Here is a 22,751-nt window from a genome sequence, read left to right on the forward strand (position 1 = left end):
AAGGGCTCAATAGCGTTGCCGCCAAAGAACTGGTAATGAGCTTCACTGTCACCTACTACTGTCCTCACTGTGAGGCCCTCGTTGAACTCGACCGCGAGGGCTATCTCGATGACAAGGCCGTCACCCCATACCCGTTCGAGGGCTGGTCGTATGTTGCCCCTGATGAGCCATTCGAGGACGAAGCCGATGTTGACGGCGTCGCCTTCACCTGTGGCGAGGACGGCACGCTCCGGGATGGCGAAACCGGCTGTGGGGAGTCGTTTTATCTTAGCTTCATCAGATTCGACGACGGCCGTGAGATCGATCCACGGCAGCCGAGTGAACAGGTCGAACTCGCTGATGAATCGCCCTCGGCACCCAGTGGCCCGCGCGGCCCGTCGGGGCCGGGTGGCTTCTGGTCGTGATCAGCCCTTGATATTGCAGACCGGCACGGTTCTGGCTACCGGATCGGCCAGATCAAGATCCTCGGAGACGGCGACCACGTCGTCGATATCCTTGTAGACACCGGGGGCCTCCTCGGCGATGGTCTCGCCGTCCTCGGCTTTGATGTAGATCTGCTGGTGATCGCGGAGGTCGGTTTGGACGTCGCTCGCGCCGTACTCGCGTGTGGCCTGCGTGCGGCTCATGATCCGGCCCGCGCCGTGGGCGGTCGAGCCGAAACTCTCCGACAGCGAGCCATCGCCGCCACGCAGCACGTAGCTCCCGGTTCCCATACTACCCGGCAAAAGCACGGGCTGGCCCACGTCGCGGTAGGCCTGCGGCACTTCCTCGCGGCCGGTCGGAAAGGCTCGCGTCGCACCCTTTCGGTGGACGTAGAGTTCCTGCTCTTCGCCATCAACCTCGTGAACCTCCTTTTTCGCAATGTTGTGGGCGATATCATACAGCAGTTCCATCCCCATGTCTTCCCAAGAGCGACCAAATACCCGTTCGAAGACCTGCCGTGTTTGGTGGGTGAGCAGCTGGCGGTTGACCCACGCAAAGTTGATCGCCGCGCCCATCGCCCCGTAGTACGCCTCGGCGACCTGGCTGCCGGCGGGAGCGGCCGCGAGGTTGTCAGCGGGGAGGTCAGCGTTGAACTCGGCGTGTTCCTCGCTGATCCGGTTGACGTAGTCCTTACAGACTTGGTGGCCGAGCCCGCGACTCCCACAGTGGATCATGATGACGACCTGGTCGGCCTGAAGCCCGTAGGCGTCGGCCACGTCGTCGTCAAAGATCTCGCTGACGCGCTGGACTTCGAGAAAATGGTTGCCGGAGCCGAGACTGCCGATTTGGTTTTTGCCGCGGTTTTTGGCGTCCGCTGAGACGAAGTCGCTGTCGGCGTTCGGGCGACGGCCCGCATCCTCGCAGTGTCGCATGTCGTCCCGTGTGGCATACCCTTCGTCGACCGCCCAGTCGAGCCCGCGGTCGAGCACCTCGGTGACGGTCTCGATGTCGGTTTCGACAACACCGCCGTGGCCGATCCCAGTCGGAGTATTCGCAAAGAGTGCGTTGACGAGTTCTTCCTCTCGGCCGCGGAGGTCATCGTAGGTGAGGTTCGTCCGGATCAGTCGGACGCCGCAGTTGATATCGAAGCCGACCGCACCCGGCGAGAGACAGCCCTCCTCGGCGTCGATTGCGCCGACGCCGCCGACCGGAAAGCCGTAGCCTTGGTGGCCATCAGGCATACAGAGCGCGTGGGTCGTGATTCCCGGCAGTTGGGTGGCATTGGTGATCTGATCGAGGGTGTTGTCGTCACCAATCTGATCGAGGAGGGCCTCGCTGGCGAGGAGCCGCGCCGGGACACGCATCTCTCCTTCTTGAGGGATCTCCCAGACGTGTTCCCGAACCCGGTGTAGCTGATAGCCGTTGATCTCCCGTGTGGTCATAGCTGGCTGTCGGCGGCCGAACCGAAAGAGGGTTGCGTCCGCTATCGGTCAGCTCGCCGCAGCCGAACGTCAAGACAGACGTTCAGTTCGTGTGGCGCGTACGACCGGACGACGTGTTGGGTTTCGACGCTGACGGTGTACGCTGGCTCGGCGGCCGATTTGATCGCTTCAATCCCCGGGCCAAACGGATCGTCCTCGTGTTGGATATCATAGTAGTGGAGGACACACTCCTCGCCGGCAAGTTCGACCGCCGTGGCAACAAACTCGTCCGCGCTGTGTGGAAGGTTCATCACGAGCCGGTCGGCCCAGCCGTCGTAGTCGTCGGCGACCCCGCGTACGTCGCCGGCGATCGCGGTCACCGCGTCGACGACACCGTTGCGGCGGGCGTTTTCTCGGCAGTAGTCGACAGCCGTCTCGTTGAGATCGACGGCGACAGCGCTTGCTCCGCGGCTGGCAGCGGGGATCGCAAAGGGGCCGACACCGGCAAACATATCCAGTATCTGTTCGTCCGGTTCGATCTGTTCGACAACGCGGTGGCGTTCGGTGGCGAGTCGCGGCGAAAAGTAGACGGAAGCGAGATCAAGGCAAAACTCGTGGCCGTACTCCCGGTGTACCGTTTCGGTCGGCGTGAGGTCGTTGCCGGCGGCCGCGTCGGTAGCCTCGGCTGTCGCCGCGCTGTCGACAGCCACTACCTCCCAGTCTCGCACCCGGAGCTCGCCTTTGATCTTTGAGGCACGGTTGAGCACCGACCGAGCCGGCAGGTCGGCGTCGATAACGGCCGCAGCGATCGTCGCCGCGCGGTCGGGGTCGTCCTCATCGATGACGACGATGTCGCCGATCCGCTCTACGGAGGGCTCAAAGCCGAGGATGTCGGCGGGTGTGCGGACACCCTGGCGAACGGGGAGGTCGTAGGTCGTCACCTCGGTGTCGCAATCGAGTTCGGCAACAGCGTCGGCTGCGGCGTCGGCGTCGGTGACCGGGATGTAGAGACGGCCGTCCTCAACGGCGATCTCGTGGTCGTCGTCAAGCACCGCCGCCTCCGCCAGCGCGGTGCGGGTCGCCTCGCCGGCTTCGCGGGCGACGGCGACAGACGGAACGTCCATACCGGCTTTCCGCTATCGCCGCGCCTAAGCGTGACGTTTGGCGGCGACCACGAGGGCTTTGAGGGTGGCACCCCAACGAACAGCAATGAGCGACAACGAGTTTCCGGCTCCCCGCCCCGGGCCGTCGTGGGAACGACTGCGGGTGCGAGCCGTCTGCAGCGCGGGTGTCGCGGTGCTCCAACTCGCCGTCTTCTGGGAGTTTGTCGTCCGGACGATCCCGATGCTGTGGCCACCGGTCGAGCCGTTGACCCAGTGGGTGAGCTTTCTCATGGTTTCGATTGGCTCGTTTGTTGTCATCTCCGGGCTGTTCGGGACGTTGCTCGGCGACCAACTCTACGACCGATATCTACGCGACGCGTCGAAACCGACGTAACTCAGCTGGTTTCCGCCTGCGACGAATGATCTATTCTTCCTCGTCAGCGGTCGGTGTCGACTCCGCAGGTAGCGCGGTCACCCGTGGTGTGTCGGTCACCTCGTCGTGTGAAACGACCGCGGTCGCATCGAAGGCGTCAGCCAGGGTTTCGCTCGTCAACACTGTGTCCGGGTCGCCAGCGGCGACAACGTCGCCCTCGGCCAACAGCACAAGCCGATCGCAGTAGCGGGCTGCCAGATCGAGATCGTGGATCGCGGCGACCGCGGCGGTGCCGTCGTCGGCGACCGCCCGAACGGTTTCCAGCGTGCGGATCGCGTGGTTGATATCGAGGCTTGCGGTCGGCTCATCCAACAACAGCACCGGCGTCGCCTGTGCCAGTGCCCGAGCCAACAGTACCCGCTGGCGTTCGCCGCCGCTGAGGTCGGTGACCGGCCGATCGGCCAGCGATTCCAGAGAGGTTCGTGCTAAGGCATCGGCGATCGCCGCCTGATCCGTCTCGTCGGGGGTGCCAAACCGGCCGATGTGGGCGTGTCGACCCATCGCCACGGCCTGCTTGACCGAGAACCCAAAGGAGAGTTCGGTCTCCTGTGGCACCGTTGCCACCCGCTGACCGATCTCCCTGGCTGACAGCGACGACACTGATTGGCCCGTTACCGTCACCGCGCCGGCCGCCGTGGGCACGCCGCCGCGGATCGCCCGCAGCAACGTGGTTTTCCCCGCGCCGTTCGGGCCGATAAGGCCGACAAGTTCACCGCGCTCAGCTGTGAGTGAGACTCCCGACAGCACCTCCCGCCCACCGAGGGTGACTGATACGTCGTCGACGACGAGTGGGGAGTCGCTCACAGCGCGTGCACCTCCCGATTGCGGAGCAGGTACAGAAAGAAGGGCGCGCCCAACGCGGCGGTGACGATACCGACCGGGATCTCCGTCGCGCCCGCCCGAGCGATCGTATCCGTGATCACGAGAAACGACGCGCCACCCAGCGCGGCCGCCGGCAACAACACCCGATGATCGGGGCCGACAACCAGCCGCAGCATATGCGGGACGATGAGGCCGACAAAGCCGATCACACCGGAGACGGCGACCGCGGCGGCAGTCAATACCGCCGACACCGCAAGCAGGAGTCGCTTTGTGCGCTCGACTTCGACACCCAGTCCGGCGGCGGCCTCCTCGCCGAGCAACAGCACATTCAGGTCGCGGGCATACGCCAAGAGAATCACAAACAGCACGGGCACGATGAGCAGCGTGATCGTCACATCACTCCAACCGGCGTTGCCGAGATGGCCCATCAGCCAGTGGACAACTGCCCGAAGCCCCTCGCCGCTGTACAACTGCAAGGCGGCGATCACAGCTCCAAGAAATGCCTGGATCGCCACCCCTGCCAACAGCAGCGTCGCCACCGGCGTCCGGCCGCCCTCGGTGGCGATCAGATAGACGGCGAAGGCTGTCAGTATCGCGCCGACGAACGCCGCGCCGCGAAGCCCCAGTCCGAACGGGATCGCCGCAGGGACGACGATAGCGGCGACCGCGCCGACAGCGGCCCCCGAGGAGACGCCGATGATCGAGGGGTCAGCCATCGGATTGCGGAAGAAGCCCTGCATCACCGTGCCGGCGGCCGCCAGCGCGAAGCCGACCGTTGCCGCCAACACAATTCGTGGGAGCCGCACGCGCATGATGATCGTCTCAGCCGTCTGATCGACCGGGAAAGCAATTGCTGGTCGCCACCGCAGTGTCGGCACCGGGAGTTGGAGTGTGCCGGCGACCGACAGCGGTGCGATCTCGATTCCGGCCGGCACCGACACCGCGTTGAGGAGGATCTTCACAACGGTTTCCGGCGGAATCCGCACCGGGCCGATCCCCGCACTGAGCGTAATCGCGACAGCGAGCACCGTGGTGAGCCCCAGCGACCACGTTGCGGCACGCTGTCGCACTCGCATGGATGAAAGCCGAGTTGCAGTAGGCAAATACTTATTGTCTTCACCCGGAGGTGGCGTATATAATGAATCGACGACTGTGTGTTGTGTGTCTGTTGGCACTTGTGGCCATCAGTGTGGGGCTGGTCGCTGTCGCACCTGTGTCGGCTACAGCGTCGCCGTCTGCGGGTGAGTCCGTGTCGACCACAACCGACACCTTCCCGGTCACGCTCACCGACGCGACCGGCACGGCGGTCACTGTTGAGTCCCGTCCTGAGAATGTGACGACGACCAACCCGAGTGCGGCCCAGACGATGTGGACGCTTGGCGCGGCCGACCAGGTCGTTGGCGTCACACAGTACGCGAGCTACCTCGATGGGGCCGAGAAGCGGGACAACGTCTCGGCGGCCGGTCTCGGCGTCAGCATCGAGCGGGTGGTAGCGACCGAACCAGATCTGGTGCTCGCACCGAATGCGACCAGCGTTGAGACCGTGCGAACGCTTCGCGCAGCCAACCTCACCGTGTATCAGTTCCCGACCGCAACCGATTTCGAGGCGGTTGCCACGAAAACACAGACCATCGGTCGGCTGACGGGCAACACCGCCGCGGCCGCTGAGACGAATGCGTGGATGTGGCGCAATGTTGCGGCGACCGAGTCGGAACTGAACGATGTTGATCGCCCACGCGTGCTCTACCCGCTACTGGGTGGGTTCGCCGTCGGCAACAACACGTTTATCGATGAGATCATCACTACCGCTGGCGGCACAAACGTCGCTGCCAGCGAGTTTGATGGCTACCGACAGCTGAACGATGAAACTGTCATCACCCTCGCCCCGGAGGTACTGATCGTCACAGGGCAAACGAAGGGACAGATCCTCGGTTCGGAGCCCTACTCGCTCACCCCGGCGGGTGAAACTAATCGCACGGCCACCCTCTCGGTGCAGTATCTCAACCAACCCGCCCCACGGAGTGTCGTCTATGCGACCGGTAATCTCAGTGCTCAGTTGCATCCGGATGCGACGGCCGACGTGACCGACACACCCAATGTCGGCGGCGACGGGGGGCCGGCGACAGACGTTTCGGCCCCCGGATTCGGTACTGTCGTCGCTGTCCTCTCCGTGGTGGCAGTCGCTGCCAGCGCGCGATTCTATCACCGTCGGTAGTCGTCGACGCTGGTGGGGTTATTTTGGTGTCGACACGGTCGCTGTCGCCGTCGTTGCAGCGCCATAATCAGCGTCGGCTACCGATTGCGGCAGCTCACCGTCTGGATACCGTGCGTCTACGGCGGCGGTGAGGCCGTCTCTGACACAAGCCCGAGCCGCCTGGCCAACTGTCGTCGCCGAGCCAACAAACTGTGCTGGCTCACCGGCGGGGTCGCTGCCGATAATTACCGCATCGCTTGTCGTGCCGGTAAAATCGGTTCGGTGGCTGAGTGTCGCGGTTTTCGCCTCGGCGACCCCTGCAAGCAGGCTGGCCAGCGCGGCCGGTGGGAGGGCCCGCGTGGTGCCGACGATGATGTTGATTGTTCCACAGTGTTCGGTAGCGTCTGGGGTCGTCCTGTCAGCCGTGGTCGTCGTCGACGACTCGGTGGCATCCCCCGGCGGCAACGTAGCCGGATTTGAGAGCCCAGCGGTGACGAGTGCCTCAACCGGGTCGAGAACAGCCCGTCTTGCGTGTTGTTGCTCGACACCTGTCAACAATGCCGGCCCATCAGTCTCGAAGCCGGCGGCTGCCGTCCGCCGGGCGACGTACTCGCTGAGGTCGGTGTCGTCCCACCCGCTCGGCACCGTGATGTTGTAGGCGGCGTCGGCGCGCCCTCGACCGCCATCGACGCCCGTCGAGAGCCAGTCGGTATCGGGCCGGCCAGCCTGTAGCGCGCCGTCGCTGATCGTTATCTCGAAGACCTCATCGGTCATCGTTGGTGGCAATCTATCGCAGGACAGGTAGCCCTGTCGACTCTGAACGCAGCCTAATTATTCATAAATACGAGATTAAAACGATATTAACCAAATGAATATACAAACAAATTCGTATTGAGATTGTACTTCACAGATATATCCACAATTCTTTTTACAACCGCAGTTATTACTGTCTACGTATGAAGACGGAGCGATCAAAACCACACGAATACCGCGTCATCGACGAAATGAATGCAAACGATGCGATTAATCTCCTCAATCCCTCAGCAAACCGTGTGTTTCAGGTCGTTGCCTACGAGGATGATGCGCTCCGCGAAGAGCTTGCAACGCTGCCGGCCGGCAAACTCGTCGAGCTTAAACTTGATCGCGTCGGGGCGCGGGCCAACGTGTGGCGGGCCCATCGCCCGGCGAATGTGACCTCGCTTACCGCGTGATCAGCGTGCTTCGTCTCTGGTGATCTCGTAGCTGAAGTCGATCGTATCTTCCGGCATGATCCGCACCGACCACTCGCCGGCAGTTGGCGCATCCAGCTTGTAGGTGAACGTCTGTTGGCCGCCGCGGGCGGCGTAGGTGCCGTCGGTTGTTTCTCTCGGTCGCTGCGCGCCGAGATTGACGCTGCCGGAATCCGTCAGGCTTGCTCGCTCGGCGTCGATCTCACGACCGTCCGGGGCGACAAAGGTCACATCGAATGATGCGTCTTGGCTTCCCTCGCCGGCCCGCCGCCGCTGGTTGGCGGTGAGTTCCAGCGTTGCATTACTCGTCGTCTCGCTCACGCTGAAGCTCGTCTCGAAGGGCTCCTCGGGGGCAGTCCACACCTGAAAGTTGAGGTCGACCTCCTGCCAGTAGGTGTTGTCAGCGTTGCGGGCTGGATCGGTGAGGCCGAGATCAACGGTCGCGCTGTAGTCGCCGCGCTCGGCGTCAGCGGGGGGTTCAACGGTGAGCTCGATTGTCTCGGTCTCGCCTGGGGCGATCTCATTCGGATCCTCGATTGTCACCCACGAGCGATCCAGTGTGGTGCGACCGCCGGGGCGACGGTGGCGTCGATTCTCGGTGTTGACCGTCGGGTTGACCGGAACCGCCTCGTCGCCGGTGTTCGAGACAGAGACCTCGCGAGTGATTGTTTCGCCGGCTTGGAGGTGGGTGTAGATGTGTGTTTCCGAGTTGAGCTGGACGGTCGGCTCCTGCCAGACAGTGACGCTGAGGGAGACGCTGTGGATCGGTTGCGGCGGCCGACCCGGATACTGGACTGTTTCGTCGGTGAAGGCGATGGTGCCGCGATAGTCGCCGATCTCGGCGTCATCCGGCACGTCGACTGTAATCTCGACGTCGGTGGATTCGCCGGCATCGAGCGTGGTTTCACCGTCCGGAATCGACACCCAATCGGGGTCGACCGGTGGCTGGCTTCGAGTCGGTGGGGTGGCGAGCTGCGGATCGATATCGACGGCCTCGTCCTCACCGTTTTCGACGCTGACGGTGACGGTGTCGCTTTCGCCCGGCTTGAGTTCGAGGTTTCGGTACCCCTCATCAACATAGAGTCGGGTGTAGTTGCCGGGATCAGGGGCGGTGGCCCCACCGTCGGCGGTCGCTGTCTCGGTTGCTGTGGCGGTGCTTCCTGTCGTTGCGGCGACCACGCCCGTGGCAGCGACGGCACCGACTACCACCAGCGTGATCAACATGAGCGTTCGACTGTTCATAGTGGACGCCAGCGTGTGTCGATCCGGCCTGCATGGAGGGCGGTGTACTGGCAGCTACAACTCGGTGGTCGTGGGTAGTACCCCTTGTGAAGACTCAAAGCTCGATTTGTGTTATACGTTCACACCCATTTTGTCACCGACGGCGGCGACATGTGAAGTTGATTCCCAGTTCGTGAGAACAGTAGCCCCCGTCTTTTATCTCCTTGTCGTACCCCCTGATATGTCGCAGCCACCGAACTCACGCCGACAGTTCCTGCGTGTCGCCGGTGCCGCAGCCATCACCACCAGCCTCGCCGGCTGCGGTGGCAGCGGCGGTGGTACAGACAGTTCGGAATCTACGACTGAGAGTACTGACGAATCGGGCGACGGCAGCAGCGAATCTGCACCGGTTCCGGAGTCCGAACGCACCGCCGAGGCGCTTGGCGGCATCGAACGCGACCCTGACGCGCTCCAAGATCCCAAGGCACTCAACTACCAGTCGACGCCGAACAACGGCCAGCAGTGTAACGGCTGTCAGTACTATGTCCCGGATCAAAACGGCGACGGGATGGGTGCTTGTACGCTGATCGCTGGCCAGATCGACCCTGAAGGCTGGTGTATCAGCTACGCCGCGTACAACGGCTAACCTGACTCGCCGTCGTCACGCCCGTCACCGCGCCGTCGTGCAGTAGGCTCTTGCCACGATAGGGCTAGCTATCGAGTATGCGTCGCCCTCGCGGTGATCGCCTGACTCGCCTCCGACAGCGAGTCCGAACGGCGGTTGAGGCCTCGTTCAACGACGACCAGCCGCCCGCGGAGATCGCCGGCAGCGTCGCGATCGGTATCTTTCTGACCACGCTGCCAACGTTCGGCGGCAACCTCCTTGTGATGGTCGCGTTGGCCGCCCGCGTCGCCTGGATCAACCCAGTCGCGCTGTTTAGCTCAGGGATCGTCATCAACCCCCTCGTCAAGTGGGGGGTGTATGCGGTCAGCGTCCCGATCGGTGTCGCGCTGCTCGGCCCGATCGATGGCGGCCTCAGCATCGACCTCTCGCTGTCGGGCAACCGACCCGTATTGATTCGCCTTGTCGTCGGCTCAGCGATCATCGCGGTTCTCGGGAGCCTGCTCAGCTACTGGCTTGTCCGTCGCATGGTCGTCGCCCACCGCCGCCGTGAGATCGATGTTGTCGAGGAGCTGGCTGATACCGTGCTCACCGACGGCGACGAGCCCACCGTTTCCACCGACGAGAGTAAGTAGTCGATCAGCTGAGGGTGACCTACCGCGGCTCTCGCCGACTGATAAGTTAGTGTTATTAGCAACTTATAACTGCGAGAAACCGAACACACAGCTATGGCCGGCAGCGACCACCTCCTCGATGCAGGCGAATCGATCTGGCAGGCCCAGAAAGCCCATCCGTTCGTTGTCGAACTTGCCGATGGCAGCCTTGACCGCGCGGCGTTCGAACACTGGGTCAAACAGGATTATCGGTATCTCCAAGATTACGCCCGATTGTGGGCTCTCGCCGGAACGAAAGCCCGCGATGAGACGACGATGACCGACCTATTGGGTGTCGCACACAACATCCTTGAGACCGAGATGGATCTTCACCGCTCGTTTGCGGCCGACTACGGCATCTCACGCGACGAGTTGGAGGCCACCGAGAAGACACCAACCTGCGTTGCCTACACCAACTTCCTGTTGCGGACGGCCTACGAGGGCAGCCTTGCCGAGATTGCCGCCGCGCTGTACCCCTGTATGCAGGGCTATCTCGATATCGCCGATCACATGGTCGAGTTGGTCGACGACACCCACGAGTACACACCGTTTGTTGAGACCTACACCAGCGACGAGTTCCGCGAGGACGTGGCGTGGGGTCGGGCGTTCGTCGACGACTGCTGGGAGCGATATCCGGGTGAACACAAGGCGATGGAAGAGGCGTTTCTCACCAGCGCGAAACTCGAATATCGGTTCTGGGAGATGGCCTACAGCGAGGAGGGGTGGGGCCTATGAGCGGCGACACAACAGCAGCGACGGCCGGCGACGCCTTCGACGCCTACGCCGCCGACCGCGACGAGCCGCGATTTACCGACTGGCTCCGGGAGCGAAGCGGGCCGGCGTGGAGCAACGCTGTCGACCACAGATTCACCCAGGAGTTGGGTGCAGGCACGCTTGATGAGGCGGTGATGGCTGACTATCTCCGACAGGATTACGCCTTCGTCGACACGCTGGTTGGCGTTTTCGGCTACGCTGTCGGGCAGGCCCCGACGATGGCTGAGAAACGCCGCTTTGTCGAGTTCCTTGACGTAGTCACCGACGACGAGGACGACTACTTTGAACGCTCATTCAACGCTCTCGATGTGCCGGCCGAACGGTGGCAAACACCGACGCGAACCGAGACAACGGGGTCGTTTATCGACCTCTTGCTCGCGGCGAAACAACAGGGCGGGTATGCCGAAACATTGGCTGTGTTGGTGCCGGCTGAGTGGATCTACCGTGCGTGGGCAACGCGTGAAGCCGACGACCGCCCCGAACAGTTCTATTTCGCCGAGTGGATCGACCTCCACGCCAACGACGGCTTCGTCGCTTTCGTCAGCTGGCTGCGAGAGCAACTCGATACGGTTGGCCCGACACTGTCGCCCCGCCGCCAACAACGGGTGGCTCGATTATTCGAGCGCACGGTCACCCACGAGGTCGCCTTCTTCGACGCCGCCTACGAGTCGTCGTAGCCGGGATTGTCAGGTGGCGACTCGACGACGTGGTGTGGGCCAAGCGGCCCGTGAGTCGGACAGATCCCGTCGATCGTGGTTGCGTTAAGACAGCAGGCACGCTGCTCGCTGGCGATGGCACCTTGTTGGAGGGCACCCCCACAGAGCCGGCAGTACCCCACGTCGTTGTCCATGCAAGCTCTTGTCGTGGCAACGAATAGGCCTCTCGGTTGTCGATTTGCTCGCGGCGTTAGTCGGTCAGATGTCGTGTCGCCAGCCCAACAAGGTGTGGACCCTCGGGCAGAATGATCGCCTCGGTCGCTAGCTCAACGGCGTTGGTGCTGCCCGGCAGGACGAAAACGGGCGTATCGCGGGCGATGCCGCCGGTCGCCCGCGAGGCGATGGTTCGTGGGCCGATCTCCTCATACGAGAGCTCCCGGAACAGCTCGCCGAACCCAGGTAGCTCACGGTCAACCCGGTCGGCAACGGCATCAGGGGTTACGTCGTCGACGGTCGCGCCGGTGCCGCCGGTGGTGACGACCAGATCAACGGTATCGTCGTCAAGGAGGTCATCGAGCGCGCGCTGAATCCCGCCAACACTGTCGGCGACAAGTCGGCGGTCGACAACGCGATGGCCGGCGTCCTCAAACAGCGATTCGATGCGGTCGCCGCCGGGGTCGTCGACATCGCCGTCAGTCTCGGCTCGGGAGGTCGAGACTGTCAGAATCGCCGCCTGAAGCGGCGAAACGAGATCGTGGCCGTGGTCGTCGGTTGTTCGGCGCTCGGGATCGGTCGTCGGTGTCGGCGGCCCGTTGGCTGTCATGTCTCTTCTGGGTGTCGCTGTCATCTTAGCGGTGGCGGCTATTCGATACTGACGAGGGCGACAGCAACGACCGCCAACACGATGCCAGCTAGCTTTCGCGGTGTCGGTGCCTCCCCGAGGACGGCGATCCCGAGAATCGAACTCGTCACCAGAAACATCCCGAAGATGGGCGTCACAACGCTGACCGGGCCGCGAGCCAGCGCGCGGTAGTACGCCAAGATCCCCACCGTGAGACACACCCCGGCGGCGAGGATGTAACCGGCGTTCGGCCCGCGAAGATGTGACACAACCGGCTGATCGGTGGCGACGACGAGTGTGCCGACGACGCCGATCAACAGCCCGTTGGTGAGCAACATGGCTACGTCGCTCGGCACCGCGTTTGGCCCGGTTGTCGCCACCCGCAACAACACGGGCACGAGTGTGTATCCAACTAATGCTACGAGTGCCCATGGCAGATAGCTCATACTGTCACTCGGTTCGCTGCAATCATAGCGGTTCTGGATGTCGGCTGCGCCGGCCTGCATAGAGCGTCGTCGGCCGAGTGTCGCAAATGCTATGCAGCCTGGGATCCCAACATATGTATGGACGAGAAACAGGAACTCCTGTCGCTGCTGTCGACCGATGCGCGGGAGGATGTCGACGACATCGCTCGCCAGCTCGGTACCGATGCTGAGACGGTTGTGAGCCTACTCGATGAGCTGGAGTCCGACGGCACCGTCCGTGGCTACCAGGCGGTCATCGACTGGGACAACACCGACAGCCAGCACGTCGCCGCGTTCGTCGAACTCAACGTTGAGCTCGACCGCGAGACCGGCTACAAGGAGATCGCCGACCGGATCGCTAGATTCCCTGCGGTCGAATCGCTTCGGCTCGTCTCCGGCGATTACGACTTTGCGATCGAGGTAACTGGCGACTCGATGCAGGACGTTTCCCAGTTCATCTCCGAGCAGATCGCGCCGATCCCGGAGATCACCCAGACGGTGACCCACTTCATCATGGAGACCTACAAGGAGGCCGGCATCGATTTCGGTGACCGCGACGACGATGATCGACTCTCTGTCTCGCCATGACGCTGCAGCCGAACGACCGCGTCGCGACCACCCCCGAGTCCGGAATTCGAAAGTTCTTCGAACTCGCCGAGGAGCGCGACGACGTGATCTCCCTTGGTGTTGGCGAGCCCGACTTCTCCGCGCCATGGGCCGCACGCACCGCCGCGATCCACTCACTAGAAGCGGGCAAGACATCCTACACCGCCAACCGCGGGAAGCTTGAGCTCCGGCAGGCGATCGCTGACCACGTTTCACAGTGGGGACACACATACACCCCGGACAGCGAAATCCTCGTGACGACGGGCGCAAGCGAGGCGGTTGATCTCGCGTTGCGAACGTTTCTTGATCCCGGTGACACGGTTGCTGTCCACCAGCCGACCTACATCTCCTATAAGCCAGGTGTTCGTTTTGCGGGCGGGGAGCCACTGTCGGTGCCAACGGGTGCCGACAACGACTTTGTGTTGACGCCGGAAGCGCTGCGTGAAGCCGGCGCGGCCGAGGCTGACGCGCTCATCTTCTGTTATCCGAACAACCCAACCGGCGCGGTGATGAGCGCCGATGAGATCGCAGCCGTCGCCGAGTTCTGTGTCGACAACGACATCGACGTGATCGCCGACGAGATCTACGCCGCCCTCACCTACGACGGCGACCACACCTCGATCGCGACGATGCCGAACATGCGGGAACGTACGGTCGTCATCAACGGCTTCTCGAAGGCGTATGCGATGACAGGGCTGCGGCTTGGCTACGCGATGGGGCCGGCCGACGCGATTGAAGCGATGAATCGCGTCCACCAGTACACGATGCTGTCGGCGCCGACAACCGCACAGTACGCCGCCATCGAGGCCCTGCGCAGTTGCCAGGAGAGCATCAACGAGATGGCGACCGAATTCAACCGACGGCGACGATTCGTTATCTCGCGGTTCGAGGAGATGGGATTGGACTGCTTTACAGCCAAGGGTGCGTTCTACGCCTTCCCGGCCTGCGGCGGCGACGACGAGGCCTTTGCCGAGAACCTACTAGAAGAGCAGGGTGTTGCTGTCGTTCCCGGCAGTGTCTTCGGCCCCGGCGGCGCGGGTCACCTCCGTATCTCGTATGCGACGGGGATGCGTGATCTCAAAGAAGCGATGACCCGGATCGAATCGTTTGTCGCCGATCGATAGCTGGCCGCTGTTGTGAACGTTACTCAAAGGAGACTTCTTCGTCGGCGTCGTCGAACTCCTGATAGAAGCCGGCGTAATCCTCGTGGTCGGTGAAGGCATCCATCGTGTCGTCGAGATCATCCCGAATCTCGTTGATCTGCTCGGTGAGTTCCTGATACTCCTCGTTGTCGGCAAGGGCGGACTGGCTCTTTTCAGACTCCAAGAGTGCCTTCTTTGAGGACAACGAGAACAGCTGTTGAACGCCTGCCTCGTATGAGTTCCGTGAAAGCAGATCCTCGATCGTCTCCTCAAGCGTTTCACGGGTGACCGGTTTGACGAGGTAGGTGTCGAACCCCATCTCGATGATGTCGAAATCGGGTTCAACGGCGGTCACCATCGACACCCGGCAGTCGATTCCGCGGTCACGGACTTCCTCCAGCACCTCGTCGCCGGAGAGGCCGGGCATCCGCCGGTCGAGGAGGATAACATCGATCTCGTCGTCTAGCTGTTCGACAGCCTCTTCGCCGCCGTAAGCCGTCCGAACCCGGTACTCCGCTTGGAGCCAAGTGGCATACAGATCAGCAAGGTCAGGTTCGTCTTCGACAACGAGTACGAGTGGGGGTTCGTCAGTCATATGTCGATGGATCCCTCGTCGCTCATAGAGGATATGATGGCCGAGGATATATGAAAATACCCCTTCCGGCGACGAGGCACAAACAGTGTTTTCAAGCCCCCACCGACCTACCACCACACATGAAGGACGACGCCGCGGAGACGATCGCAGCCTACTACGAGGCGTTAGAAGCCAGCGAGCCGCTGTCGCCGTTTTTCGCGGAGTCGCTGTCGACGGTCAAGATCGGCCTCAGCGAACAGCTGGTCGGTTACCCCGATGTTGCCGACGGCTTGGCCGAACAGACCGCAACGACGGCCGATTGGCGCGTCGAGAACGCCGATCCATCGGTCACCGAACGCGAGTCGTTTGCGTGGTTTCACGACCGGTTGACGCTGGCGTGGACTGATACAACCCTCGACACCGACTACGAGTTTGACACCCGGTGGACGGGCACACTGGAAGCGAACCCGGATGGTACCTGGCAGTTTGTTTCACTTCACGTCTCATCCCCTTCTGCGGAGCTCGAAGACGCTGCGAACGACCTGTTCTCCTGGGACGGCTAATGGTTGGCTCAAGCCTCACCGACGACGAGAAAGACACCGCGAACACGCGGCTCAAGGCCGGCTTCGTGTTGCTTGTCGCTGCCTCAATGGGGCTGATGGCACTACAGGTCGATCCAACACCGCTACAGTTGGCTGCCGTTTTTGCTGTTGGGATCGTCGTTGGCGTCGGGTTGTTGTGGTTCGTACTGCGGAATCTCGCGGAGTATCGGTCGTCACTGCGGTGAGCATCGACTGTCGCTGTCCGCAAGAGACTCACTCTTCCTTGGGGTGGATCACTGCACACTAAGTGACTCAGCCCATTGGGCCGGTATGGTCGAATTTGGAACCGCCGGCATTCGCGGTTCGGTCGTTGAGACGGTTACCCCGGCTGTCGCCCTCCGCGTTGGGGGTGCGGTTGGCCGCCTTGCGGTCGCGGATGCACCGGCCGATCACCCCGAGATTGTCATCGGCCGGGATGGCCGGCTGACAGGGCCAGCCCTCGCCGCGGCGGTTGAAGCCGGCGTCGCCGCTGTGGGCGCGCATCCGGTTCGGATCGGAACCGTGCCGACGCCGACGCTGGCATTCGCATCCGACGGTCGCTACGGGGTGATGCTCACAGCGTCACACAACCCGCCAGCCGACAACGGTATCAAGTGTTTCCTCGATGGCGAAGAGTTCGGCGACGAGCTAGAGGCACGGGTCGAATCACTCGCCGGCGATGCGACCGCCAGCCCAGCCGAGTTTGCGGACTGGGGGGCTCCACGCCGCCACGAGCCACTGCCTGACTACCGGGCTGCGGTCGCCGCGTACGTCCGCGAGCAGCTCCCAACCGACGGCGAGTCAGCCGCCTGTGATGGCCTGCGTGTCGCTGTCGACTGCGGCAACGGAATGGCCGCGCTGGCGACGCCGCAGGTGCTGGACGATCTCGGAGCGACTGTCATCGCACTCAACGCCAACGTTGACGGCCGCTTTCCCGGCCGGCCAAGCAAGCCAACCCCCGATACGCTTGGCGATCTCCAGACCTTTGTTGCCGACGGCAACGTCGATCTCGGGATCGCTCATGACGGCGACGCCGATCGGATCGTGCTGCTTGATGATGCCGGTGAGATCGTCCACGAGGACAGCGTGGTGGCGATGCTGGCGGGCTACTACACGCGCCGAGCGGCCTCGGACGACGCCGGCACCGACGGCGGTGAGGCGGGTGGTGACCCGGTTGTTGTCACAACCCCAAACGCCTCCGGGCGGATCGACGAACAGGTGACCGCCGCCGGCGGGCGCGTCGAGCGGGTACGCCTCGGCGCGCTGCATGAGGGGATCGCCGCCGCCGAACGTGACGGCGGCTCAGTTGTGTTTGCGGCCGAACCGTGGAAACATATCCACCCTGGATTCGGCGGCTGGATCGACGGCGTCGTCAGCGCGGCCCTGCTTACCGGCCTCATCGGGATCCGCGGGCTTGAGCCACTCCGTGAGCCCATCACCGAACGACCCTACAGCAAGGGCAGCATCGATTGCCCAGACAGGATCAAAACCGCGGCGATGACGACACTGGAATCGTCGTTACCCGATGCCTTTTCGGAGGCAACGGTCTCCGTAGATCATGGGGTTCGGCTCTCCCTACCGGATGGCTCGTGGCTACTTGTGCGACCCTCCGGCACCGAGCCATACATTCGGCTGTATGCTGAGAGTGAGTCCGTCGATGAGCTTGTCGAGGCGGCAACCGAGCGGATCGAAGCCGCTGTCGACGACGCTACTGAGACGGCGGACTGACGGCTCTCTGCGATCGAAAAATATGGTGAAAGCTGCGGCTCGCGTTAGGCGTCTTCGGCGGCGGCGACGAGTTCCTCGTAGTCGGGTTCGTCGGTCGGCTCGTCGGCAACCCAGTTGTAGGTGACCGTGCCCTCGTCGTCAAGCACGTAGACCGCGCGGTTGGCGATCCCGTGGAGGCCGAGCTCCGGGATCTCCATCTCAAGACCGTAGTCGCGGATCGCCTCGCCGCCCATATCGCTGACGAGCCTAAAGGAAAGCTCGTGTTCGTCGCTGAAAGCACCCAGCGAGAACGCCGAGTCGGCACTGAGGCCAAGCACAGTCGCGCCAGCATCCTCGAAGTCATCGAGGTGTTCTTCGAGGGCAACCATCTCGTTGGAACACGGCGGCGTGAACGCGCCGGGGAAGAAGGCCAACACGACAGGGCCGTCGCCGAGATGCTCCGAGAGCTCGAAGTCTTCGTGGTCGGCTGTGCCGATCGTTGCGGAAATATCAGGGGCGGTGTCTCCGGTTGAAATCATATGCATGCAGATTGTTGAGTGGGATCATCATAAGCCCATTGTGCCACTAAATCGCACACGCAACCACTTCTCGCTACACTGTCGGGTTCGCTCGGCGTCGACCCGCTCCACCAAGCGATGATAGCAACTGTTGTTCCGATGGCGACCATAACTGTCGTGTGCACACCAACGACAACGGTCACTACGCGGCGGCGGTCGCCGCACTCGCTGATCGACGCTACGAGACAGCCGGCGACGCATACACCCGGGCCGGCTGGTCGGTGCTTGCTGACCCTCGTGATGACCACGACCCATTTGCCCCGGACGACCGCGGGTCAATCGGTGACGCTCCCCGCCACCTGCTGACAGCCGCGCTCTGTTATCGCGTCGCCGACTGTCCGGCGCGAGCGACCCGTCGGGCGACCGCCGGGATCGCTGTCGTCGGCGATCTTGGGGCGACGATGGCAACGCCGCTACAGGCCGCCTGTTTCGATGAGTTAGCCGCTGATTTCCGGGTTGCCGGTGGGCTAAACGGAGCCGCAGACGCATACGCCGATGCCGCTGACGCCTACCGGACGGCTGCTGACGGGTCAACTGAACCACAGACGGTCGGGGCGACACCCCTCTTTTTGGCCGCGGCCGCACCGGCAAAACAGCTCGCTCGCACGCTTGAAAACGGCGAGATCGCTATCGAGTGGGAAGATCTCCATGGGTCAGATCCGTCCGCCCCGGGAGACTTCTTAGCCGCCCGAGCCGAATACAAACGCCAGCGATTCCCGTCGTTGGTCGACGGCTGTGTCGAGAACGGTGTTCTCGCCGCACCGCGTGGGACGACCGAGTATGCAACCGATCACCACGCGTGTCCGGCCTGTGGCTCCCGCGATGTCAACTGGGTTGCCAACAGCACCCTCTGTCTTCGCTGCTCACGCCCAACCGAGCCACAGTAGCTACCCGGTGTATTCGGCGAGGACAAACTCAGTGCTGCTGCCGAGTGGATCAGTCGCCGTTGGCGTGGCGAGAATCTCGAAGCCGGCTGTCCGCAACTGCTCCAGCGTGCGGTCTCGTCCCGGCGCCGAAAAGAACATCTCACCGCCCATCCAGCCGCGTCGCACCGTCTCGAAGCGACCACCGGGAAGCGTACTCAACAGCACCCCGCCCGAGCCCAACACCCGGGCGAACTCCGCGTACACATCCGGGTGCCGCGCCCGCGGGACGTGAAAGACCGCGTGGTAGGCGGTCAGCCCGTCGGCGACGGCTTCAGCCACAGGCAGGTGCCGCATATCGGCCTGTGCCAGCCGTGCCTCAGGAACAGTATCGGCTGCCAGTGAGAGCCCGGTGCGAGCAAAGTCGACGCCGACGCTGTCAGCCGGGAGGTTCGCCAGCGTGCGCGCGCCATCACCACAGCCGATGTCGACGATCGTTGGGTCGGCCGGACACTGGTCGAGCAGGTCGTTGATGAGGGCTGCATCCGAGCCGTCCGGATCGCGGCGATCGGCGTAGGTTGTCGACAGCCCTTCCCATGCCGCCTGTCGCTCGTGTGGTTCCATACGACGACTATGGGCGCGATCGCAATGAGTGGTCGCCCGCCTGTCCCCTATGAGTCGCGGCCGCCCCAAACCAGCTTGTCATCGAGCAGTTCGACCCGCATATCGCGGTCAACGGTCACCTGACACGACAGCCGCGGGTAGCCAAACCGATCGGCCAGCCGGTCGTGCCAGTGGTCGGCTGCCACGTCGGCAGCGAGTCGCACCCCACAGGTCGCACACAGCCCGCGACCGCCGCAGTTTGCCCGCTCGGAGAGTCGCCCGTACGGCGAGCAATCGGCCGCCAGCAACGCATCTCGGAGCACCGTCCCAGCTGGAACCGATAGCTCGGTTTCAGTTCCCTCGCTTGCAACAACAACACGGCAGGACTCATCCATGGGGGAACCCTGTCGCTGCAGCGACCTGAATCCGTTGTCGCAGCCGCGACAGCGGCAAGTGTGACACGACGAGACAGGAAAATTGATACCCCCCACGGCCAAACGATAGCCATGAGCAGTGCGGAGGCGTCGTTTCAGCTGTTGTATATCGACGCCGATGCAAACCGCCGTGAGGCGGTTCGGGGGGCGTTTGAACCAGCGTGGGCGGTGACAGCCGTCGAGAGCGGCGCGGCGGCAACAGCCGCCGCTGATGTCGCTGTCGACTGTTTTGTCGCCTCGGCAACGCTGCCGGAGGCGACCTGGCAGTCGCTGTATGAGTCGCTGACGGCCTCATCCGAGGTGCCGTTTGTCCTGTTTGCCGAGGAGCCTGATGCGGATATGGTGCGGCAGGCGTTCCGGCTCGGTGTCGACGACGTTGTCTACACAGCGAGCGACAGCGGCGCGGCAACGCCAACTACCGCAGGGTTGGGGTCACCGACCGACCCGGCCGGCGAGTCAGCCGTCGACACCGGCACCGGATCCTTCAACGCTGAGGCTATGACCGTTACAGAGCCCTCGGCGGCACAGTCGACCGTTGAGCCGCTCGACGGGGTCGTCGGCCTGCGAACCCGCGTCGAATCGCTTGTGGCCGCCCAGCGACTCGATATTCAGGATACAACCCTCGATGTCTCCCGATCGCTGATGAGCGCGGCCATCGACGAGGTTGACGTCAAAATCGAGTGGGCACTGCAGTCGCTGGCGACCGAGCTTGAGGCGGTACAGTGCCTGCTGTATCACTACGATGATGAAACCGGGCTTCTCACCGAGGACTTCGGTTGGCGGGATACCGATGCTGCCGCCGCCGACCTTGCTATCGAGCCGCTGGACGACGAGGAGATCCCAGCCGCTGAGTTCCCCGGCTTCGCCGAGCGGTTAGAGCAGTTCGAAGCCGTCTGTTATGATGCGACGACCGATGACTCACCGTTTGACGCCGAGACGGGGACGCTGCTTGCGGTGCCGATCGTCATCAACTGGGAGTTAGCCGGCACGCTCGTCGTGACGACAGCCACCCCGCGGCGGTGGCCCGAGTCGGTGCGCCAACAGCTGACCTCCGTCGGTGAGTTCATCGGCTACACCGAACGCCGCCGCCGCCGGCGCGCTGAGCTCGAACGGCAGAACGAACGGCTCGAACAGTTCACCTCGGTTATCAGCCACGACCTCCAAAACCCCCTCAGCGTCGTCACCGGCTATCTTGAGTTGGCAACCGAAACCGGCAACGTTGATCGGCTTGCCCCTGCGGTCGACGCCGCCGAGCGCATGGAGACGATGCTCAACGAGCTGTTGACACTCGCCCGCGAGGGCCGGGCCGTCGGCGACACCGAACCGGTCGCGATCGACACGATCGTCGCCAACGCGTGGGACGGCGTCGACACCCCTGAGGCGACGCTGGAAACTGAGGCGTTAACACCGATGGCGATGGTTGAGGCCGACCCAACACGGCTCCGTGAGGTCTTCGAGAACCTGTTCCGCAACGCGATCGACCACGCTGGCGCAGACGTGACGGTGACTGTCCGGGCGACCGACAACGGCGTTGTCGTCGGCGACGACGGCGAGGGGATTCCCGACGATGAGCAGGACGCCGTCTTCGATCACGGCTACACCGGTGGCGGCGGCACCGGGCTTGGGCTCTCAATCGTTGAAACGATCGTCGAGGGCCACGGCTGGGAGATCTCTCTCGGCGACAGCGAGGCCGGCGGCGCGGCGTTCCGGATCGATTTTGACCCCTGATTTCTGTGTGGCTGTTTCGGCAGTTCAGTGGAGTTTGAGTTCGACCCGTCGGCCGTCGGGATCACGGACATAGATCGCCCAGTCGTTGCCGTACGCGCCGTACCGCTCGTATGGCTCGCCCGCCTCGACGGCGTAGCCGGCCTCCTCGATCTCGTCGATCAGGGCGTCACTCTCCGCCCGTGTGTCAACCGCGTCCGATCGCACCAACAGACAGAGGTGCTCACCACCAACGTCGATCGGCTCGTCGGTTGGGACGAGATGGATATGGCGGCCGCCGGCAACGACCGCGACAAACGGCACCTCGCCGGCGTTGAAGCGATCCTCATCTCGCGTGTCCAACCCAAGCAGATCACGGTAGAAACGAAGCGATTTCTCAAGGTCGCTGACGCGGATCGCACTGTGGTCGATATCGACAACGTCGATCGTCATAGCGGGCAAACGACCGCGAGCGACTAAGCGATACTGGTGGTTCGTTGACGGTGAGAACGTACTGCTGTGGGTCGATCAGGTGTTGTCCTCGGCAGCTTCTGGTGTGTCACGGTCGACAGCCGGCATCCAGTCCGGAGAGGAATCACCCTCCAGCAGGGCCTTTGTCTGACGATGCCGGTACCGAAACATCGGTTCGAAGCCGACGACAGCAAGCCGATCGACAAGTGGGCCAACTGCCCCGGCTGGGAATTCGTACTCAACGGTGTCGATCATGACCGTCTCATCGCCGTCGCCGTAGAACTCGTGGGTGTGTACCCACACCGAAAACGGGCCACCAACCATGTCGTCGCGGAACAGCCGATAGCCGTCGTCGCGCTCGCGGGCGACGATCCGGGAGCGCCACCGGCTTTCGGGGGCGACACCGAACGGCCGACTGGCCATCGAGATCTCGCTGCCCTCGAACAGCTCCGCGGGCGCAGCATCGCCGTCGGGGCCGACGACGCCCTCAACGCGGAGCCCCATCCACCCCGGCGTCAGCGCCTCAAGCCCGTCGATCTGCCCGTGAAACGCCCAGACGGCCTCCAGTGGGGCCGCAATCCGTGTCCGGCGGCTGTAGGTTGCCATACCACCTGTAGGCACGGGGGTCGCAA

At 63.3% G+C, this 22,751-nt stretch carries 30 protein-coding genes; 15 read left to right on the forward strand and 15 right to left on the reverse strand.

Features of this window, described 5'->3' with window-relative positions:
* Positions 1-35: 35 nt before the first annotated feature.
* Positions 36-404: a hypothetical protein gene (locus DP106_RS10710; protein WP_120085231.1), complete on the forward strand. Its 369-nt coding sequence runs from the start codon at positions 36-38 to the stop codon at positions 402-404.
* On the opposite strand, the gene DP106_RS10715 is transcribed toward DP106_RS10710, so the two are convergent.
* Together DP106_RS10715 and DP106_RS10720 are read right to left on the reverse strand one after the other, a co-directional pair.
* Positions 405-1,865, reverse strand: coding sequence for an RtcB family protein (locus tag DP106_RS10715; RefSeq protein ID WP_120085232.1), 1,461 nt, complete (start codon positions 1,863-1,865; stop codon positions 405-407).
* A gap of 41 nt (positions 1,866-1,906) precedes the next feature.
* Positions 1,907-2,968: a class I SAM-dependent methyltransferase gene (locus DP106_RS10720; protein WP_120085234.1), complete on the reverse strand. Its 1,062-nt coding sequence runs from the start codon at positions 2,966-2,968 to the stop codon at positions 1,907-1,909.
* Positions 2,969-3,053: 85 nt separating this feature from the next.
* On the opposite strand from DP106_RS10720, the gene DP106_RS10725 reads away from it, so the two are divergent.
* The gene (locus DP106_RS10725; protein ID WP_120085235.1) at positions 3,054-3,341 is read left to right on the forward strand and encodes a hypothetical protein; all 288 of its coding nucleotides are present in this window, start codon (positions 3,054-3,056) and stop codon (positions 3,339-3,341) included.
* Between the two features lie 30 nt (positions 3,342-3,371).
* Here DP106_RS10725 and DP106_RS10730 read toward each other — a convergent pair whose 3' ends face one another.
* Together DP106_RS10730 and btuC are read right to left on the reverse strand one after the other, a co-directional pair.
* Positions 3,372-4,184 (reverse strand): ABC transporter ATP-binding protein, encoded by an 813-nt coding sequence (locus DP106_RS10730; protein WP_120085236.1) that lies wholly within the window; start codon positions 4,182-4,184, stop codon positions 3,372-3,374.
* Positions 4,181-5,278, reverse strand: coding sequence for a vitamin B12 ABC transporter permease BtuC (btuC, locus tag DP106_RS10735; RefSeq protein WP_120085237.1), 1,098 nt, complete (start codon positions 5,276-5,278; stop codon positions 4,181-4,183). The genes DP106_RS10730 and btuC overlap by 4 nt, the downstream gene beginning before the upstream one ends.
* Positions 5,279-5,340: 62 nt before the next feature.
* On the opposite strand from btuC, the gene DP106_RS10740 reads away from it, so the two are divergent.
* A complete protein-coding gene (locus tag DP106_RS10740) occupies positions 5,341-6,417 on the forward strand; it encodes a PGF-CTERM-anchored ABC transporter substrate-binding protein (protein ID WP_120085239.1) in 1,077 nt (358 codons plus the stop codon).
* Positions 6,418-6,435: 18 nt separating this feature from the next.
* Here the strand turns inward: DP106_RS10740 and DP106_RS10745 are convergent, their stop codons facing one another.
* The gene (locus tag DP106_RS10745; RefSeq protein ID WP_120085240.1) at positions 6,436-7,170 is read right to left on the reverse strand and encodes an adenosylcobinamide amidohydrolase; all 735 of its coding nucleotides are present in this window, start codon (positions 7,168-7,170) and stop codon (positions 6,436-6,438) included.
* A gap of 182 nt (positions 7,171-7,352) precedes the next feature.
* On the opposite strand from DP106_RS10745, the gene DP106_RS10750 reads away from it, so the two are divergent.
* Positions 7,353-7,607 (forward strand): hypothetical protein, encoded by a 255-nt coding sequence (locus tag DP106_RS10750; RefSeq protein ID WP_120085241.1) that lies wholly within the window; start codon positions 7,353-7,355, stop codon positions 7,605-7,607.
* Here the strand turns inward: DP106_RS10750 and DP106_RS10755 are convergent, their stop codons facing one another.
* Positions 7,608-8,867, reverse strand: a complete 1,260-nt coding sequence (locus DP106_RS10755) for a COG1470 family protein (protein ID WP_133305132.1) — start codon at positions 8,865-8,867, stop codon at positions 7,608-7,610.
* A 220-nt stretch (positions 8,868-9,087) separates the two neighbouring features.
* Between DP106_RS10755 and DP106_RS15870 the strand changes: the two genes are divergently transcribed.
* From DP106_RS15870 to DP106_RS10775, 4 genes are all read left to right on the forward strand, one after another.
* Positions 9,088-9,492 (forward strand): high-potential iron-sulfur protein, encoded by a 405-nt coding sequence (locus DP106_RS15870; protein WP_165857872.1) that lies wholly within the window; start codon positions 9,088-9,090, stop codon positions 9,490-9,492.
* Between the two features lie 77 nt (positions 9,493-9,569).
* A complete protein-coding gene (locus DP106_RS10765; protein ID WP_120085245.1) occupies positions 9,570-10,103 on the forward strand; it encodes a DUF2062 domain-containing protein in 534 nt (177 codons plus the stop codon).
* Positions 10,104-10,196: 93 nt separating this feature from the next.
* Positions 10,197-10,856 (forward strand): thiaminase II, encoded by a 660-nt coding sequence (tenA, locus tag DP106_RS10770; protein WP_120085246.1) that lies wholly within the window; start codon positions 10,197-10,199, stop codon positions 10,854-10,856.
* On the forward strand, positions 10,853-11,572 hold the full coding sequence (locus DP106_RS10775) for a TenA family protein (RefSeq protein ID WP_120085247.1): 720 nt from the start codon (positions 10,853-10,855) through the stop codon (positions 11,570-11,572). Before tenA ends, DP106_RS10775 begins: the two co-directional genes overlap by 4 nt.
* Here DP106_RS10775 and DP106_RS10780 read toward each other — a convergent pair.
* The 3 genes from DP106_RS10780 to DP106_RS10790 are packed head-to-tail and all read right to left on the reverse strand — an operon-like array spanning position 11,557 to position 12,838.
* Positions 11,557-11,745: a hypothetical protein gene (locus DP106_RS10780; RefSeq protein ID WP_120085249.1), complete on the reverse strand. Its 189-nt coding sequence runs from the start codon at positions 11,743-11,745 to the stop codon at positions 11,557-11,559. The two genes, DP106_RS10775 and DP106_RS10780, sit on opposite strands and share 16 nt — an antisense overlap.
* Positions 11,746-11,801: 56 nt before the next feature.
* A complete protein-coding gene (locus DP106_RS10785) occupies positions 11,802-12,374 on the reverse strand; it encodes a MogA/MoaB family molybdenum cofactor biosynthesis protein (protein ID WP_120085250.1) in 573 nt (190 codons plus the stop codon).
* 38 nt (positions 12,375-12,412) lie between these two features.
* On the reverse strand, positions 12,413-12,838 hold the full coding sequence (locus DP106_RS10790) for an EamA family transporter (protein ID WP_120085269.1): 426 nt from the start codon (positions 12,836-12,838) through the stop codon (positions 12,413-12,415).
* 117 nt (positions 12,839-12,955) lie between these two features.
* Here DP106_RS10790 and DP106_RS10795 point away from each other — a divergent pair, with 117 nt between their 5' ends.
* Together DP106_RS10795 and DP106_RS10800 are read left to right on the forward strand one after the other, a co-directional pair.
* Complete coding sequence (locus DP106_RS10795) at positions 12,956-13,444, forward strand: Lrp/AsnC family transcriptional regulator (protein ID WP_120085251.1); 489 nt, start codon at positions 12,956-12,958, stop codon at positions 13,442-13,444.
* On the forward strand, positions 13,441-14,586 hold the full coding sequence (locus DP106_RS10800; RefSeq protein WP_205738926.1) for a pyridoxal phosphate-dependent aminotransferase: 1,146 nt from the start codon (positions 13,441-13,443) through the stop codon (positions 14,584-14,586). The genes DP106_RS10795 and DP106_RS10800 overlap by 4 nt, the downstream gene beginning before the upstream one ends.
* A 19-nt stretch (positions 14,587-14,605) precedes the next feature.
* Here DP106_RS10800 and DP106_RS10805 read toward each other — a convergent pair whose 3' ends face one another.
* On the reverse strand, positions 14,606-15,199 hold the full coding sequence (locus DP106_RS10805; RefSeq protein ID WP_120085252.1) for a HalX domain-containing protein: 594 nt from the start codon (positions 15,197-15,199) through the stop codon (positions 14,606-14,608).
* A 119-nt stretch (positions 15,200-15,318) separates the two neighbouring features.
* Between DP106_RS10805 and DP106_RS10810 the strand changes: the two genes are divergently transcribed.
* The 3 genes from DP106_RS10810 to DP106_RS10820 all read left to right on the forward strand — a co-directional run bounded on the left by DP106_RS10810 (position 15,319) and on the right by DP106_RS10820 (position 17,487).
* Positions 15,319-15,741, forward strand: coding sequence for a nuclear transport factor 2 family protein (locus DP106_RS10810; protein WP_120085254.1), 423 nt, complete (start codon positions 15,319-15,321; stop codon positions 15,739-15,741).
* A complete protein-coding gene (locus tag DP106_RS10815) occupies positions 15,741-15,965 on the forward strand; it encodes a hypothetical protein (protein ID WP_120085255.1) in 225 nt (74 codons plus the stop codon). Before DP106_RS10810 ends, DP106_RS10815 begins: the two co-directional genes overlap by 1 nt.
* A gap of 85 nt (positions 15,966-16,050) precedes the next feature.
* Positions 16,051-17,487 carry a phosphohexomutase domain-containing protein gene (locus DP106_RS10820; RefSeq protein WP_120085256.1) on the forward strand — a complete coding sequence of 479 codons (1,437 nt, stop codon included), beginning with the start codon at positions 16,051-16,053 and terminating at the stop codon, positions 17,485-17,487.
* Between the two features lie 44 nt (positions 17,488-17,531).
* On the opposite strand, the gene DP106_RS10825 is transcribed toward DP106_RS10820, so the two are convergent.
* Complete coding sequence (locus DP106_RS10825) at positions 17,532-18,005, reverse strand: redoxin domain-containing protein (protein WP_120085272.1); 474 nt, start codon at positions 18,003-18,005, stop codon at positions 17,532-17,534.
* A 158-nt stretch (positions 18,006-18,163) separates the two neighbouring features.
* On the opposite strand from DP106_RS10825, the gene DP106_RS10830 reads away from it, so the two are divergent.
* The gene (locus tag DP106_RS10830) at positions 18,164-18,931 is read left to right on the forward strand and encodes a hypothetical protein (RefSeq protein WP_120085257.1); all 768 of its coding nucleotides are present in this window, start codon (positions 18,164-18,166) and stop codon (positions 18,929-18,931) included.
* Here DP106_RS10830 and DP106_RS10835 read toward each other — a convergent pair whose 3' ends face one another.
* Positions 18,932-19,531: a class I SAM-dependent methyltransferase gene (locus DP106_RS10835; RefSeq protein WP_120085258.1), complete on the reverse strand. Its 600-nt coding sequence runs from the start codon at positions 19,529-19,531 to the stop codon at positions 18,932-18,934.
* A 47-nt stretch (positions 19,532-19,578) separates the two neighbouring features.
* Positions 19,579-19,905 (reverse strand): 2Fe-2S iron-sulfur cluster-binding protein, encoded by a 327-nt coding sequence (locus tag DP106_RS10840; RefSeq protein WP_120085259.1) that lies wholly within the window; start codon positions 19,903-19,905, stop codon positions 19,579-19,581.
* Positions 19,906-20,016: 111 nt separating this feature from the next.
* Here DP106_RS10840 and DP106_RS10845 point away from each other — a divergent pair, with 111 nt between their 5' ends.
* Positions 20,017-21,672, forward strand: a complete 1,656-nt coding sequence (locus tag DP106_RS10845; protein ID WP_120085261.1) for a sensor histidine kinase — start codon at positions 20,017-20,019, stop codon at positions 21,670-21,672.
* A gap of 24 nt (positions 21,673-21,696) precedes the next feature.
* Here the strand turns inward: DP106_RS10845 and DP106_RS10850 are convergent, their stop codons facing one another.
* Both DP106_RS10850 and DP106_RS10855 read right to left on the reverse strand, forming a co-directional pair.
* On the reverse strand, positions 21,697-22,101 hold the full coding sequence (locus tag DP106_RS10850; protein ID WP_120085262.1) for a VOC family protein: 405 nt from the start codon (positions 22,099-22,101) through the stop codon (positions 21,697-21,699).
* Between the two features lie 75 nt (positions 22,102-22,176).
* A complete protein-coding gene (locus tag DP106_RS10855; protein WP_120085263.1) occupies positions 22,177-22,725 on the reverse strand; it encodes an SRPBCC family protein in 549 nt (182 codons plus the stop codon).
* Positions 22,726-22,751: the final 26 nt, after the last annotated feature.

Source organism: Halonotius pteroides, from assembly GCF_003605635.1.
Lineage (GTDB): Archaea > Halobacteriota > Halobacteria > Halobacteriales > Haloferacaceae > Halonotius > Halonotius pteroides.

Excerpts from the sequence above, each read along its gene's own strand:
- DP106_RS10710 (WP_120085231.1), top strand. The coding sequence starts at position 36 with ATGAGCTTCACTGTCACCTACTACTGTCCTCACTGTGAGGCCCTCGTT.
- DP106_RS10715 (WP_120085232.1), bottom strand. The coding sequence starts at position 1,865 with ATGACCACACGGGAGATCAACGGCTATCAGCTACACCGGGTTCGGGAA.
- DP106_RS10720 (WP_120085234.1), bottom strand. The coding sequence starts at position 2,968 with ATGGACGTTCCGTCTGTCGCCGTCGCCCGCGAAGCCGGCGAGGCGACC.
- DP106_RS10725 (WP_120085235.1), top strand. The coding sequence starts at position 3,054 with ATGAGCGACAACGAGTTTCCGGCTCCCCGCCCCGGGCCGTCGTGGGAA.
- btuC (WP_120085237.1), bottom strand. The coding sequence starts at position 5,278 with ATGCGAGTGCGACAGCGTGCCGCAACGTGGTCGCTGGGGCTCACCACG.
- DP106_RS10740 (WP_120085239.1), top strand. The coding sequence starts at position 5,341 with ATGAATCGACGACTGTGTGTTGTGTGTCTGTTGGCACTTGTGGCCATC.
- DP106_RS10745 (WP_120085240.1), bottom strand. The coding sequence starts at position 7,170 with ATGACCGATGAGGTCTTCGAGATAACGATCAGCGACGGCGCGCTACAG.
- DP106_RS10750 (WP_120085241.1), top strand. The coding sequence starts at position 7,353 with ATGAAGACGGAGCGATCAAAACCACACGAATACCGCGTCATCGACGAA.
- DP106_RS10755 (WP_133305132.1), bottom strand. The coding sequence starts at position 8,867 with ATGAACAGTCGAACGCTCATGTTGATCACGCTGGTGGTAGTCGGTGCC.
- DP106_RS15870 (WP_165857872.1), top strand. The coding sequence starts at position 9,088 with ATGTCGCAGCCACCGAACTCACGCCGACAGTTCCTGCGTGTCGCCGGT.
- DP106_RS10765 (WP_120085245.1), top strand. The coding sequence starts at position 9,570 with ATGCGTCGCCCTCGCGGTGATCGCCTGACTCGCCTCCGACAGCGAGTC.
- tenA (WP_120085246.1), top strand. The coding sequence starts at position 10,197 with ATGGCCGGCAGCGACCACCTCCTCGATGCAGGCGAATCGATCTGGCAG.
- DP106_RS10775 (WP_120085247.1), top strand. The coding sequence starts at position 10,853 with ATGAGCGGCGACACAACAGCAGCGACGGCCGGCGACGCCTTCGACGCC.
- DP106_RS10780 (WP_120085249.1), bottom strand. The coding sequence starts at position 11,745 with ATGGACAACGACGTGGGGTACTGCCGGCTCTGTGGGGGTGCCCTCCAA.
- DP106_RS10785 (WP_120085250.1), bottom strand. The coding sequence starts at position 12,374 with ATGACAGCCAACGGGCCGCCGACACCGACGACCGATCCCGAGCGCCGA.
- DP106_RS10790 (WP_120085269.1), bottom strand. The coding sequence starts at position 12,838 with ATGAGCTATCTGCCATGGGCACTCGTAGCATTAGTTGGATACACACTC.
- DP106_RS10795 (WP_120085251.1), top strand. The coding sequence starts at position 12,956 with ATGGACGAGAAACAGGAACTCCTGTCGCTGCTGTCGACCGATGCGCGG.
- DP106_RS10800 (WP_205738926.1), top strand. The coding sequence starts at position 13,441 with ATGACGCTGCAGCCGAACGACCGCGTCGCGACCACCCCCGAGTCCGGA.
- DP106_RS10805 (WP_120085252.1), bottom strand. The coding sequence starts at position 15,199 with ATGACTGACGAACCCCCACTCGTACTCGTTGTCGAAGACGAACCTGAC.
- DP106_RS10810 (WP_120085254.1), top strand. The coding sequence starts at position 15,319 with ATGAAGGACGACGCCGCGGAGACGATCGCAGCCTACTACGAGGCGTTA.
- DP106_RS10815 (WP_120085255.1), top strand. The coding sequence starts at position 15,741 with ATGGTTGGCTCAAGCCTCACCGACGACGAGAAAGACACCGCGAACACG.
- DP106_RS10820 (WP_120085256.1), top strand. The coding sequence starts at position 16,051 with ATGGTCGAATTTGGAACCGCCGGCATTCGCGGTTCGGTCGTTGAGACG.
- DP106_RS10825 (WP_120085272.1), bottom strand. The coding sequence starts at position 18,005 with ATGATTTCAACCGGAGACACCGCCCCTGATATTTCCGCAACGATCGGC.
- DP106_RS10835 (WP_120085258.1), bottom strand. The coding sequence starts at position 19,531 with ATGGAACCACACGAGCGACAGGCGGCATGGGAAGGGCTGTCGACAACC.
- DP106_RS10840 (WP_120085259.1), bottom strand. The coding sequence starts at position 19,905 with ATGGATGAGTCCTGCCGTGTTGTTGTTGCAAGCGAGGGAACTGAAACC.
- DP106_RS10845 (WP_120085261.1), top strand. The coding sequence starts at position 20,017 with ATGAGCAGTGCGGAGGCGTCGTTTCAGCTGTTGTATATCGACGCCGAT.
- DP106_RS10850 (WP_120085262.1), bottom strand. The coding sequence starts at position 22,101 with ATGACGATCGACGTTGTCGATATCGACCACAGTGCGATCCGCGTCAGC.
- DP106_RS10855 (WP_120085263.1), bottom strand. The coding sequence starts at position 22,725 with ATGGCAACCTACAGCCGCCGGACACGGATTGCGGCCCCACTGGAGGCC.